The sequence below is a fragment of the Flavobacterium fluviale genome (assembly GCF_003312915.1).
Taxonomy (GTDB): domain Bacteria; phylum Bacteroidota; class Bacteroidia; order Flavobacteriales; family Flavobacteriaceae; genus Flavobacterium; species Flavobacterium fluviale.
In genome coordinates this window covers 3,479,451-3,493,252 of record NZ_CP030261.1, presented here as the reverse complement: position 1 = coordinate 3,493,252, position 13,802 = coordinate 3,479,451, and the positions used below count along the sequence as shown (strand labels likewise).

At 33.6% G+C, this 13,802-nt stretch carries 14 protein-coding genes; 5 read left to right on the top strand and 9 right to left on the bottom strand.

Features of this window, described 5'->3' with window-relative positions:
* Positions 1–35 precede the first annotated feature (35 nt).
* Both HYN86_RS15345 and HYN86_RS15340 read left to right on the top strand, forming a co-directional pair.
* Positions 36–1,271 carry a tetratricopeptide repeat protein gene (locus tag HYN86_RS15345; RefSeq protein WP_113678831.1) on the top strand — a complete coding sequence of 412 codons (1,236 nt, stop codon included), beginning with the start codon at positions 36–38 and terminating at the stop codon, positions 1,269–1,271.
* Between the two features lie 16 nt (positions 1,272–1,287).
* A complete protein-coding gene (locus HYN86_RS15340) occupies positions 1,288–2,334 on the top strand; it encodes an o-succinylbenzoate synthase (RefSeq protein ID WP_113678830.1) in 1,047 nt (348 codons plus the stop codon).
* Between the two features lie 159 nt (positions 2,335–2,493).
* Here the strand turns inward: HYN86_RS15340 and HYN86_RS15335 are convergent, their stop codons facing one another.
* Together HYN86_RS15335 and HYN86_RS15330 are read right to left on the bottom strand one after the other, a co-directional pair.
* Entirely contained in the window at positions 2,494–3,039 is a 546-nt protein-coding gene (locus HYN86_RS15335) for a hypothetical protein (protein ID WP_113678829.1), read from the bottom strand.
* A 19-nt stretch (positions 3,040–3,058) separates the two neighbouring features.
* The gene (locus HYN86_RS15330) at positions 3,059–3,976 is read right to left on the bottom strand and encodes an OmpA family protein (RefSeq protein ID WP_113678828.1); all 918 of its coding nucleotides are present in this window, start codon (positions 3,974–3,976) and stop codon (positions 3,059–3,061) included.
* Between the two features lie 183 nt (positions 3,977–4,159).
* Between HYN86_RS15330 and HYN86_RS15325 the strand changes: the two genes are divergently transcribed.
* Both HYN86_RS15325 and HYN86_RS15320 read left to right on the top strand, forming a co-directional pair.
* On the top strand, positions 4,160–4,633 hold the full coding sequence (locus HYN86_RS15325; protein WP_113678827.1) for a CYTH domain-containing protein: 474 nt from the start codon (positions 4,160–4,162) through the stop codon (positions 4,631–4,633).
* A 1-nt stretch (position 4,634) separates the two neighbouring features.
* Positions 4,635–5,606: a YpdA family putative bacillithiol disulfide reductase gene (locus tag HYN86_RS15320; protein ID WP_113678826.1), complete on the top strand. Its 972-nt coding sequence runs from the start codon at positions 4,635–4,637 to the stop codon at positions 5,604–5,606.
* Between the two features lie 60 nt (positions 5,607–5,666).
* On the opposite strand, the gene HYN86_RS15315 is transcribed toward HYN86_RS15320, so the two are convergent.
* Together HYN86_RS15315 and msrA are read right to left on the bottom strand one after the other, a co-directional pair.
* A complete protein-coding gene (locus HYN86_RS15315) occupies positions 5,667–7,235 on the bottom strand; it encodes a protein adenylyltransferase SelO (protein WP_113678825.1) in 1,569 nt (522 codons plus the stop codon).
* Positions 7,236–7,329: 94 nt separating this feature from the next.
* A complete protein-coding gene (gene msrA, locus HYN86_RS15310; protein WP_113678824.1) occupies positions 7,330–7,863 on the bottom strand; it encodes a peptide-methionine (S)-S-oxide reductase MsrA in 534 nt (177 codons plus the stop codon).
* Positions 7,864–8,045: 182 nt separating this feature from the next.
* Here msrA and HYN86_RS15305 point away from each other — a divergent pair, with 182 nt between their 5' ends.
* Positions 8,046–9,533, top strand: coding sequence for an aminotransferase class V-fold PLP-dependent enzyme (locus tag HYN86_RS15305; RefSeq protein WP_113678823.1), 1,488 nt, complete (start codon positions 8,046–8,048; stop codon positions 9,531–9,533).
* Between the two features lie 209 nt (positions 9,534–9,742).
* Here HYN86_RS15305 and HYN86_RS15300 read toward each other — a convergent pair whose 3' ends face one another.
* From HYN86_RS15300 to HYN86_RS15280, 5 genes are all read right to left on the bottom strand, one after another.
* On the bottom strand, positions 9,743–11,485 hold the full coding sequence (locus HYN86_RS15300; RefSeq protein WP_113678822.1) for an APC family permease: 1,743 nt from the start codon (positions 11,483–11,485) through the stop codon (positions 9,743–9,745).
* A gap of 94 nt (positions 11,486–11,579) precedes the next feature.
* Positions 11,580–12,050, bottom strand: a complete 471-nt coding sequence (locus HYN86_RS15295) for a nuclear transport factor 2 family protein (RefSeq protein ID WP_113678821.1) — start codon at positions 12,048–12,050, stop codon at positions 11,580–11,582.
* A gap of 48 nt (positions 12,051–12,098) precedes the next feature.
* Entirely contained in the window at positions 12,099–12,623 is a 525-nt protein-coding gene (locus HYN86_RS15290; RefSeq protein ID WP_113678820.1) for a hypothetical protein, read from the bottom strand.
* Between the two features lie 11 nt (positions 12,624–12,634).
* Positions 12,635–13,117, bottom strand: coding sequence for a hypothetical protein (locus HYN86_RS15285; protein WP_113678819.1), 483 nt, complete (start codon positions 13,115–13,117; stop codon positions 12,635–12,637).
* Positions 13,118–13,123: 6 nt separating this feature from the next.
* Positions 13,124–13,801, bottom strand: coding sequence for a peptidoglycan DD-metalloendopeptidase family protein (locus HYN86_RS15280; protein ID WP_113678818.1), 678 nt, complete (start codon positions 13,799–13,801; stop codon positions 13,124–13,126).
* Between the last annotated feature and the right edge of the window lies 1 nt (position 13,802).

Below are 13,802 nucleotides of genomic sequence, written 5' to 3'. Positions count from 1 at the left end.
TGAGAAGTTTTTTAAAGTAAAAATCATTTTAATCTGTGAAATCTGTGGCAATTAAAGCATCATGCAATACAACTTTCAAAAAAATAATTCTATCGCTTTTCATTCTAGTTTCCTTTAATTCTTTCGCTCAGAAAGAAGGCTATTGGGACAAAGAGCGAGCAACTACAAAAGAAATTATGGTTCCTGCGCGCGATAGAATTTCTATTGCGACAGAAGATTTACCAGTTGGAACCACAGAAATCGTTTACCGAATTACACTTTTAGACAAAAATCAAGAAATGGCCAATAGCTTAGTTTCATTACTGAAAGCTATTCCAGATCCAACAGGTGTAAGCCAAGGATCTGCAGGAGCAGTTTTTTTGATGTCGAAAATTTCAGGAGATGATGAATGTACTTATTCGATTTTCACTTCAAATGAAAACGCAAAAAAATATGTTGCCGATGGTAAAATAGACAAAGCGTGTTATTCTCAAGCAGAGCCAGTCAGTAAAGATGCCAAAAGACTTTCTTTAGATAAATCTTCTTGCTTAAAACAAAATACAGGTGCAATTTTTTTTGGTTTCGAAAGCAAAAATTGGATCTTAAGTCAGAAAGTGGTTTTAGAAGTTGTGCCTTGGGTTGATACCAAATTAAACCGCGGCTGGAATCAAGACAATAAAAACGAAATCATCAGTTTGTGTAAAACTTCTACGATAGCGCAAAAAATGGCCAACTCAGATGATTTTTGTGTTTGCATTTTGAATAAAATCATGAAACAATATCGCTATGATGAATTTCAGAAGTTATTGGCAGTTGAAAAAACAAAGGTTTATAAAGATTTTGGAAGTGCATGTTATAAAGATGCAGATATTTCTAAAAATGTCTTTAACGATTTAAGAATACAAGCGTCTTCGTTAATAAAACTGCAAAAATATAATGAAGCAATTCCGAAATTAAATACAATAATCAGCGAAGGAAAGGCAACTGCATTAGATTACAGTTCTTTAGGTTACTGCTATATTTTGACCAAACAATATGCAAAAGCTTTAAAAGCACTTCAGGAAGGTGAAAAGCTGGACGACACAGAACTATTGGTAAAATTAAACTTGGCACACACTTACTTAATTACAAATGAATATAGTGAGGCAAAAGCTATTTATAAAAAATACCAAACTCAAAATGTAACTGACAGCCTTAGCTGGGTTGCCAAAACTAAGCTCGATTTTGCTGCTTTTGAAAAAGCCGGACTGCCGTCTAAGGATTTTGAAAAAGTGCTAAAACTTTATAATTAAGATAAATACAATTCATTTGAAAGCTTCTTACCACAAATATTTATTAGATTTTAAAAGACCTTCAGGAACTTCGAGAGGTATTATGACCGAAAAAGAAACCTGGTTTATAATTTTGGAAGAAAATGGAAAAAAAGGAATAGGTGAGTGCGGAATTCTTCGAGGCTTGAGTGCTGATGATCGTGATGATTATGAAGAAAAACTGAAATGGGCATGCGAAAATATTCATTTAGGAGAGAATAAACTTTGGGAAGCATTGCTAGAATTTCCATCTATCCAATTCGGAATAGAAATGGCATTTCAATCCTTAAAAAGTGAAAATCCATACATTTTATTTCCATCAGATTTTACGCGTAACAAAAGTTCTATTACAATAAACGGATTAGTCTGGATGGGAGAATCTTCTTTTATGAAGCAGCAAATTGAAGAAAAATTAGCCGATGGTTTTAATTGCATTAAATTAAAAATAGGAGCAATTGATTTTGAAAAAGAATTAGAATTATTGCAATTTATTAGAAGTCATTTTTCTCCTGAAGAAATTGAAATTCGCGTTGATGCTAACGGAGCTTTTAGTTCTATAGAAGCTTTAGATAAACTCAATCAATTAAAAAAATTTCAGCTTCATAGTATTGAGCAGCCAATTAAAAAAGGTAACATTGTCGAAATGAAAAAGCTCTGCAAAGAAACGCCGTTTCCCATAGCTTTAGATGAGGAACTTATTGGTATATTTTCATTTGAAGAAAAAGAAAAATTACTGCAAGAAATCAAACCTCAGTACATTATTTTAAAACCAAGTTTTATCGGCGGATTTAAAGGTACGCAAGAATGGATTTCATTGGCAGATAAATATAATATCGGCTGGTGGATTACTTCGGCGTTAGAAAGCAATATTGGACTTAATGCCATTGCACAATGGACATTTACTCAGAATTCAAAAATGCCGCAAGGTTTAGGAACAGGAGCATTATATACTAATAATATAGATTGTCCGCTTGAAGTTAAAAACGGTCAGTTGTGGTACAATACCACTAAAGAATGGCAATCTTCTTTTTTAGAAAATCTTTAGAAAGGTTCAAAGCGGCAAAGTTGGAAAGTTTTCATCCTCTGTACCTTTGCAACTTTGTTCCTTTGAGCCTAATTTCACTCTTTCTTTATAGAAAAAAGTTAAAAGGCACAAAGAAATAAACCTTTGTACCTTTGTAACTCTGAACCTTTAAACCTAATTTCACTCTTTCCCGCCTAAAAGATTCTGCTGCCAGTCTTTCAATTCTTGCCATTTTCCTTGATAAGCCAATAACGCCTGCTTTGGCCAAGTGCTCGGATTGTGTATGGCATAATTTTCTCCTCCGGCATCTAAAATAGATTTTAATTTTTCTATTGATGCCTCAGATAAATCATACCAAGAATTTATTCCGGAATTATTTAACAAAGCCTCTATTTTAGGACCAATTCCCTCGACGATTTTTAAATCGTTTTCTTTTATTTTCCTGCCAAGGAAATTTGCTGCTCCCGCACTATCAAAAGCAATAGAAGAAGAAGCCGTTGTTGTAAATGACTGAGGTGTTATTTTAGATTTTGCCTCTAAATCAGCTTCTAGTATTGCAATACGTGCATTCAAATTTTTAGTATTAGCTTGGCAGGCATCCAAATCAGCTTGAAGTGATGAAGTTAGAGAATCATCATTTTTTGAGTTCATTTTCCCAAGCAGGTAACCTAAAATCCCACAGATTAATCCCACTAGCACAGGTATTAAGATACAAGGTATATTCATGATCATATGTTTTGATTAATTATTTAATTGTAATTACTGTTCTTCTATTCGAAGCTTTTCCTTCTGAAGTATTATTGTCTCCAATGGGTTCGTCGGGGCCTTTAGACTGCGTTTCAATCCTAGCCTGATCGATTCCATTTTTAGACAAATAGCTTTTAGAAAAGTCTGCTCTTTTTTGTCCTAAAGCAATATTAGAATCACGATTTCCAACGTTATCAGAATGTCCAACAGCTAATACAGAGGCATCTTTTACATGCTCGAGATATTTGATAATATCAGTTATTTTTTGTTTTTCAAGACTGCTTAAAGTTTGGCTTGACTGATTTGTATTAAAATGAAGGATCAATGGATCTGCGTTTATTTTATCTTTTAAAGCGCTCCATTCATCATCTGGCACTGCTGTTGAAGTTGAATCAATAGCATTAAAAATATAATCTGCTGGTCCTAAAAGCGTATCTGCGCTCATTTTCCATTGTTCAATTATTTCTCCTTTAGTAATAAATTGTTTTTCAGATAATCCTTCCGAAACAAAATAATTTTTTACATCATTTGCTCTTGCCAGACCAAGATTCTCAAAAGTTGTAGTGTTTTTTTCATCCGATAAAGCGTAACCAGTAATCGTTATTTGCTGCTTTGGATTTGATGTCAAAAATGTTTTCAATTTTTGAATTCCAGCTATAAGCGAATCACTCACAGGCATTATTAAAATTGCGCTGTTTTTAAGGAACTTGAAATTATCATTTGTGCGATATTCAATTCCGGAACCATTTAATACGAACGGAACAATGTTAGGCTCCTGAACAGCAGTTGCAGCGGTTTTAGGAGTATCATCCGTTTGTATTTTGTCTGAGCAGTTGCAGCAAAATTTCAGGTACAAATATGTTCCTAAAATAATGGTTATTGCAATGCCTAATAGATAAAGTGCTTTTTTAGACATAGATGATAAGTTTAGATTCTATCAAATTTAACGAAAAAAATAACACGTAATGTATTAATAATCAGATATTTTGGCCATTTCAATTTTGCGTAAGAAAATAGAATTAACATTTTATTACTTTTCTATATTTTCAACAGCATAATTAAAATGAGTAACTTGCATTAAAAATAATGCACATTAAAAATGATCGAAATAGAAAGAAAATTTCTTGTAAAATCTGATGATTTCAAGAAACAGGCTTTTACTCAAAATAAAATTGCCCAAGGTTACTTAAGTTCTGTTCCTGAAAGAACTGTCCGAGTGAGGATTAAAGGAAACAAAGGGTTTATAACGATAAAGGGAATAAGTCAAAGCAGTGGTATGTCTCGTTTTGAATGGGAAAATGAAATCCCGCTGGATGAAGCGATTGAACTTTTAAAATTATGCGAGAAAGGTAAAATCGAAAAGACTCGGTTTGAAATCAAATCTGGTATTCATATATATGAAGTTGATGAGTTTTACGGAGAAAATGAAGGATTAGTAATGGCAGAAATTGAACTAAATTCTGAAACGGAAGTTTTTGAGAAACCAGATTGGCTTGGTGAAGAAGTTACAAACGACGAAAGATACTATAACGCCTATTTGAGTAAAAATCCTTTTAAAGACTGGCAAAAATAAAATGACAGATTCCATATACGACGTTATAATAGTAGGAGGAGGGCCAATTGGTCTTGCCTGTGCAATTGAAGCAGAAAAGAAAAAGCTAAAATATGTGATTATAGAAAAAGGAGCAATTGTAAATAGTATTTTCAATTATCCTCTTTATATGACTTTTTTTTCTACTGCAGAAAGATTAGAAATCGGAGATATTCCGTTTAATTGCTTAGCGCCAAAACCTGGACGACAGGAAGCTTTAGAATATTACAGAAATATACATCGTTACTTTAAATTCAATATTAATTTATTTGAAAGAGTAAATGAAGTTCAAAAACAAAGCAGCGGGATTTTTTTAATTAATACTGATAAACAAAACTATGAAGCACGAAATGTGGTAATCGCAACTGGTTTTTATGACATTCCGATCGAGATGAATATTTCTGGAGAAAATCTGCCAAAAGTTCGTCATTATTATAAAGAAGCGCACGAATATGCTTTTAGAAAGATTTTGGTCGTTGGAGCCAATAATTCTTCTGTAGATGCCGCTCTAGAATGCTGGCGAAAAGGTGCTGAAGTTACAATGGTTATCCGTAAAAACGAAATCAATAATCGAGTTAAATATTGGGTCAAGCCCGATATTGAAAATCGAATTGAAGAGGGAAGTATCAAAGCTTATTTCGAATCTAATATTACAGAAATCAGAGAAAATGAAGTTGAAATTGAAACTCCAAATGGAAAGGTTACAATTGAAAACGATTTTGTCCTGGCTTTAACAGGATATAAACCAGATCTTAATTTTTTAGAAAAAATGGGAATTCAGCTTTCTAATGATGAATTAAAAATTCCTGTATATAATCCTGAAACGATGGAAACGAATGTTGAAGGATTATTTCTAGCAGGCGTTGTTTGCGGCGGAATGCAGACGCATAAATGGTTTATAGAAAACTCGAGAGTACATGCGACAATGATTGTGGATTATATAACATCGAAATAATTTTGTGCCTCAGATTAAAGGATTTTATGTATTAATCTTTTAATCTGAGGCACAAATAAATTAAGAACTACAAGATAACATTGAACATCCTACTTTTGACCTTGCCCAATCTGGACGTTTTGCGAACCATTTTTCAGATTCTGGCTGTTCGTCGTACGGATTTTTTAGAAGTTGAAATAATTCATTCACCAATGAATAATCACCCTTATCTGCTTCGTCAATAGCGAGTTGCGCCATATAATTACGCAATACATATTTTGGATTTATGAGATTCATTTTTGAAGCACGCTCTTCGTCAGCGAGATCTTCCATTTTTAATCTTTTAAGATAAACCGAAAGCCATTTTTGCCACGCATCAAGAACTTCGCTCTTAATTTCTTCTGGAAGATAAAATGCATATTCAATTTTTTCAAATGCCAGTTCTACAGAATCATCTTTTTTAATTTGACTTAAATTTCTAAAAAAGATTGTCATATCAGTTTCTGACAATTGTAAAATTTCTTCAATTCCTTGAATAATTTTATCATCAGTTTCACTTGAAGTAAATACCCCTAATTTGTTTAAAAACATATTTTTATAATCCTTTTCAAAATCAGTAAAAAACGAATCAAGGATTTTTTCTAATGGCTCCGCTTCATTAATTAACGGATAAAGCGCATTTGCCAATTGGTATAAATTCCACTGTGCAACTTGAGGCTGATTTCCAAAACGATATCTTCTATTTTGACTGTCTGTAGTATTTGGAGTCCAATTAGGATCATAGTTTTCTAACCACCCATATGGTCCATAATCGATCGTAATTCCGTGAATAGACATATTATCGGTATTCATAACACCGTGAACAAATCCGACACGCTGCCAGTGCAGAATCATTTCTCGAGTCGTATCTGCTACCTTTTTAAAGAACTTTAAATATTGCTCTTTTGGTTCTCCAGTAATTTCTGGAAAATAATGTTTGATGGTAAACTCAACAAACTGTTTTAAATTTTTAAGTTCATTTCTGGCCGTAAGCATTTCAAAACTTCCAAAACGAATAAATGACGGCGCAACACGGCAGACCACCGCGCCTTTTTCATAAGCAGGATTTCCGTTGTATAAAATATCTCGTAAAACCTGATCGCCTGAAAGAATCAACGAAAGCGATCGGGTAGAGGGAACTCCTAAATAATGCATTGCTTCCGCACATAAATATTCTCTTATGGACGAACGCAACACAGCTAGTCCATCTGCGGTTCTGGAATAAGGCGTTTTTCCTGCACCTTTTAATTGCAGCGTATAAAATTGATTGTTGTTTTCGACTTCAGTTAAATTAATTGCACGTCCGTCGCCCAATTGTCCAGCCCAATTTCCAAATTGATGTCCAGCATAACACATGGCGTATGGCTGCGTACCAGGAAGAATATCTTTTCCAGAAAAAGTGTTTAAAAATTCTTCTGATTGGATTTCATCCTTAGAAATTCCAACTAATTCTGCAACTTCTTCAGATGCGTGGATTAATTTTGGATTTGAGGGTTTTGTCGGGTTTACATAAGAAAACAGCGTGTTTTTTACCTGACGAATTTCATTTGTCAAATCTGGATCTGCTGGCAGTTCTGCAGTAAATCGATTGTTTATTTTTAGATTTTTCATTTTCTTTCTTATTTATTTTGCCAAAGATTAGACAGATTATAAGGATTTTTTAATATACTTATTTTTTGTTTAAATCTGTGGCAAACTTTAAAATTTAACCAATTAATTTATTGGCATATATTTTTTGCAGTCTTTGAATTTTCGGATCAATCACTACTTGACAGTATCTTGCGTCTTGATTTTCATTATAATAGTTTTGATGCTCCTCTTCCGCTTTATAAAAAACTTCAAAAGGTTCCAACTGCGTAACAATCGGATCAGGATAAGATGGCTGCAATTCTTTAAATATTTTTTCGGCCGTTTCTTTCTGCTCGTCATCATGATACAAGATGATCGATCGATATTGCGTACCGCTGTCACCGCCCTGACGGTTTAAAGTTGTTGGATCATGACTTGTCATAAAAATATAAATTAAGTCATGATATGAAATTATGTCAGGATTAAAGGTTACTTGAATAACTTCCGCATGCCCAGTTCTTCCTGTACAAACTTCTCGATAAGGTGGATTTTTGATAAAGCCGCCTGAGAAACCGGATTTTATTGATTCTACACCTTTTAAACGCTGAATTACTGCTTCGATACACCAAAAACAACCGCCTCCAAAGGTAGCTATTGATATGTTTTCCATAAATAATACTTTCTATTAGCTGAATGCCTATTAATTCGATAGGATATTGTGATAATTTATTAAAAAAAAGATCTTTTGACTAAAGATATCCAACAGGAATGTAATGTTTGAAGTTTGCTATTGATAAATTCGCAATTTTGTAAAAAAACGATATATTTGCAGTCAAACACAAGGCACAACTAATGGATAGCAAAAATAGTACCATCACTCTAGAAACTTATTTTCAGGATTTTAGAAAAAATATTGTCGGTATCAACCAAGAATTTACGTCACCTTATGGCAGAAAATCGATCATTTATACGGATTGGACTGCCAGCGGAAGATTGTACCGCCCAATTGAGGAAAAATTATTAAACGATTTTGGACCTTTTGTAGCCAACACTCATACTGAAACTACTGTATCTGGAACGGCTATGACAAAAGCATATCATCATGCAAGACATATTATTAAACGTCATGCCAATGCCAGTACAGATGATGTTTTAATAACCGATGGAACTGGAATGACAGGAGTTATCAATAAATTTCAACGTATTTTAGGGTTGAAAATTCCTGAAAATTTGAAAAGTTTCACTAACGTTCCTGCAGATCAGAAACCTATAGTTTTTATTTCGCATATGGAACACCATTCCAATCAAACTTCTTGGCTGGAAACTATTGCCGATGTTGAGATTATTCCTTCTTGCGAAAAAGGACTTTTCAATTTAGAGAACCTAGAAATTTTATTGCAAAAATATAACGACAGAACCATAAAAATTGCTTCTATCACGGCTTGTTCAAATGTTACAGGTTTGAGAACTCCGTTTCATGAAGCAGCAAAATTGATGCATCAGTATAATGGTGTTTGTTTTGTTGATTTTGCTTGTTCGGGTCCTTATGTTGAAGTGGATATGCATCCAGCTGATCCAGAAGCATATTTAGATGCTGTTTTTATGTCACCTCACAAATTTTTGGGCGGGCCTGGAACTTCTGGTGTTTTAATTTTCAATAAAAAATTATACAAAAACATGATTCCTGATTGTCCGGGAGGAGGAACGGTAAGCTGGACAAATCCTTGGGGAGAACATAAATATATTGATAATATTGAAGATCGTGAAGATGGTGGAACTCCAGGTTTTCTTCAAGTTATAAAAACAGCTCTTGCAATCGAGCTGAAAGAGGAAATGGGTATTGAAAATATCATGCAGCGTGAACATGAAATTGTTGATTATGTTTTTAGCGAATTGGAACCAATTTCTAATATAAAAATTTTAGCGGGACAGCATAAGGAACGTCTTGGTGTAGTTTCATTTTTTATAGATGATCTTCATTTTAATTTAGGAGTAAAAATCCTTAATGATCGTTTCGGAATTCAAACTAGAGGCGGATGCAGCTGTGCGGGAACTTACGGTCACTATTTACTGCACGTTGATCAGGAAACTTCTAACAAATTAGTAAACGAAATTACAATTGGTGATTTAATTAAAAAACCAGGATGGATCAGAATGTCTATTCACCCAACTACTACCGATGAAGAAATCGCTTTTGTATGCCAAAGTATAAAAGAAATGGCGGCAAATCATAAAACTTGGGCTTTGGATTATTCTTATGATAAAGACAAAAATGAGTTTATTCATAAAAACGCCACTTCTTTTGAAGATGAATTGGTTGCAAGCTGGTTTAAATCTTAAGTCTAGATAAACATTTAATATAATTTTACCCGACAAGTTTTTAAAATTTGTCGGGTTTATTTTTTCTTGTGAAAATGATATTTCTGAGTTAGCCCCGATAGAAGTGGAAATCCTTTTGTGCTGTTTCGAGGCTTCGGAAAGCACAAAAGGTTGAAACGAATAGCGGGACTTTAGGCCTTGAAAAAAATGATATTTCTGCTCCTAATAAATTACATAATCAGTCTTACGCCTCCTAGATCTGAAACTCGGTAGGAGAATTTATTACCTGGTGAACCAATAAACATAAAGTTTTTAGGAATTTTCCATTTTTGAGAAAGCTCGTCAATTATTTCGGGACCGAAAACGCCTTGAATTTCAATATATTCAATATCAAGTCCGTCGTAGGCACGGTCTAAAACTTCTAGGTCTTTTTTTAATTCCTCGTTATTAGAAATGTCATTTTTGACATAAACGATTTTTAATTTTTTGGTGGTTTCATTGTCTTCTACATATTGCAGGACTTTGTTTAGAATCGTAATATCGTCTCCTTTCGTAAAAAATACAAACTCCTGAGAATTGATTTTTATGCTTAAATTTTGTAAATAACGATTACTTACTACAACCATTTTTCGTAACGGCTGATAAAAATATTCTAACGCTTCGATCAATAACCGAATTAAATTAACACGGTTAAGCATGATTCCAATAAATAGGAGAGATGGAATCATATATTGCAGAAATGTGTAAAACGAATTAATATTGAGGCGCATATTTCCTAGAAAGGCAGCAATAATAAAAGTTACCGCCGTGACGACTGCAATACCGCGGGCGCGTTCTGGTCTTGGTAGTTTTTTTCTTTTATATTTTAAAAGCAAATTTCCTATTCCGAACAGACCCATTACGGCTAAAAATGAGAATGTATAAACTCCTGCCAGTGATTCTAAATGTCCACTTGTAGCAAAAAGTACTGAAATACAAAGAATTAAAAAGCTGATAACAATTCTGTAATGTGATCCTCTGTTGTTTTGTTTTAGAAAATAGTTAGGTAAAATTCTATCTAATGTCATTCGGTTTAAAAGTCCTGAAACACCAACAAAAGAAGTTAGAACAGCGCCGCAAAGTACCATAACAGCATCGATTGAAATTAACCATGCCAGCCACGATCCGCCGGTTGTTTGTCCTAAATGGGCCAAAAGGGATTCTTTATTTTCTCCAACCTGAGTTAACGGAATTACACATACGAGTAATATGGCAATAACTGGATTGAAGAAGGTCACAATTGCCCACATGTTTCGGAGTGTCTTTGGAAAAACTCCGTGTTCTTGCTCTTCGACAAAGTTGGCAGAACTTTCGAAACCAGAAATTCCCAGCATGGCCGCCGAAAAACCTAGAAAAAGTGCTGTTTTAATATTGTCGTATGCAATAGGAGCCTGCCAATTGACATGAAAGGTTTCTAGGCCGTTTGTTAGTACAAACCAAACAGAAGCTAAAACCAATAAAGTTAAAGTAGCAATATGAGTTATAAAAATGATAACAGCTACGAATGCAGATTCTCCAATTCCTAAAATGGCTAATCCCGTAAAGAGAACTAAAACTATGACAGTTGCAATTGTAACATTCAAGCCTTCAAAGATTCCGTGCAAGTAGTGCATTCCTTCAGATGCAGAAATTACAGCGGTTGCCATGTATGACAAAACCGTTAAAGTAGCAGCCAATGATGCTAAACGTTTGGTTGAAGTGTTTAGTAAAACATTATACGCTCCTCCGTTTAAAGGAATTGCTCCAACGACTTCTCCGTAAATTTTTCGGAATAGAAATAATACAACACCAACAATTAAAAGTGAAATCCATGCATATTGCCCCGCATATAAAATAGTTAAAGCTGAAACGTACAGACAGGAAGAACTAATATCATTGCCGCAGATTGCTGTTGCCTGTAATTGATTTAATTTTTTGTGTACGATTTCTTTCATTAGTATTTAGAATTAACACTTTTAATACAAAGCAATTAGTAACAAATAAATTATAATCAGTTGTAAGCGAAGATTGAATTCTTGATTTCAATAACTATTGTACGCCTTGAAATTTTTGTAATGATAATAGAGCCTGCTGCTGTATTTTCTTTTGAAAAAAACCTGTCCATCCTAATAAATAACCTGTTGGACCAAAAGCTTGTTTGGACCATTTCCAGACATCAAAATTATCGGTATGCTTAATGATCAACCCGTCTTTAAAAACAAATTCGGCTGTAATTTTATTAATTACTTTTCTATTTGTCTTACTGAAATTGTATGCTGCAGTCCAGTTGGCAGAACCAGTTGAATCATCTGCTTTTACATTTGAGAACTCAATTTTTAAATTCCCTTTGCTTTTTAAAAGTAACATTTCCCACATCTTAGAAACCTGTTCTTCTTTTAATAAACCAAATGCGGGATCAATAAAGTGTACTTTTGGATGATAGCATTCACTCATTGTTTTAGCATCTGCATTTGCAAAAGCGGTATAGAATTTTGTGATTAAGGCTTCATTTGCATTCATGATAGATTTTTTAATGTTAAATATAAGATTTATTCGATTAAAAAATCATTATAAAACGCTAATTTCTTTCGCAGTATCGTACGATTTTTTTGATTTGTCAAACGCCGTCGAAAAATAATTCATTTTATTATAAGCCGTAAAATATCCAGTTTGATTTCCAAAAGTCGTTGGACCGCCGGAAATAATAAACCTTACAGCATAAATGTCATTTTTTTTAAGTTTTATCCATTCCGCAGGAGTAAAATAATAATACGAAGTTGTCTTACCGTCCGCAGATTCTTTTACATTTTTGTCTGTGCAGGCTATGACATCAGCGTTTGCCAAATCGACATAAAGTCCGCCGGCAATTCTTGCTTTGTCATTTGCCGTCGCAACTGTAATTTTTAAAACACCTCCTTTGTCTGTTTTTGCTATTTGAATATTTACTTCGCCCGTGTAAGCATATTTTTCGCAGATAAAAGTATAATCCTGTGTGGCAGGAAAAGGAGCTGAGCCTTTTACACTAATACTCTGCTGTGCGATGGCAAAGGTTGAAACAAATAGTAATAGAAAAAACGGTAATTTAAAATTCATAATTTATGTGTTTATTGATCGGCTAATTTGGCGTCAAATTTTTCATCCCAATCCATTGATTTTATAGCTGAAACAAGATTCTCGTCATTTACAAAAACTCGTAGTTCCTTGTTGGCAATTTTTTTGCTGTACAAAGCATGGTAGCGGTAAATAACTTCATTTTTAGTTTTGTAAACTCCATCTAATTTTAAATCAATAAAGCTTCCGTAATATTGTCTAAATCTCTGACAGGTTTTGGTTAAACGATCTTCTGTCGTATTTTCCATAACCGATTTAGTTACTTCGGTTTCATTAAAGGGTTTAAATTTTGAAGTGTTACAAGTTTCTAAAACTCTTTTTCCTAAATCATAAGCTTTTTGCTGCTGATTGGCGTTTACTTCTGCTCCAGAAACTTTTTTTATTTTTAAATCTTCTGTATCCCTGCTAACTGTTGCTGTTTTAGATTTACATCCAATTAATAATAACAAACATATAATCAATCCTGCTTTCTTCATAACTATTTAAGTAATTTTTAATAATAAGTTAGGATCGGGACAATTTTCTATATAAAAGTTTAGGTCTTTTGTGTTGCATACACCAGGATAATCTCCCCAGTAATTTTCAATATTATGGATGATTTGAAAATGGACATGTGGTGCATAATCACCATTTACTGAGGCATTTCCTAAAGCTGCAATCTTTTGACCTTTTTTAAATTGGTCTCCGATATTTAATTTTTCTATACTTTCTAACGATAAATGTCCATATAAAGTATAAAATTTTTCATTTTCTATTTGATGCTCTAAAATGATTGTAGGTCCGTAATCGCCTAAACCAATATTATTTTTAAAACTATGAACTTTTCCGTCCAAAGCAGCAAGAACAGCGGTTCCGGCTTCTGCCCACAAATCCAGACCGATATGTATATTTCGTTCCGGCTTAGATTCGTTCAAAAAAATTGAGCTTCGCTGATATAAAAAGCGTCCTTCAATATAACCGCCAAATGCTACTTTAGCTTTATTTTCTTTAAGATAATTTAAAATGTATTTTTCAAAATCTTCAGATGTATCCAGTTTTTCGGCAGCTAATTCTTGATTAGAAACCGATAAATTCAATGGCGTGTACTCTGAAATCTTAATTGATTCGTCAATAACTTTAGTAGGTGGTAAAGCGTTTAAAATGGAGGCAAGGGGTTTCATA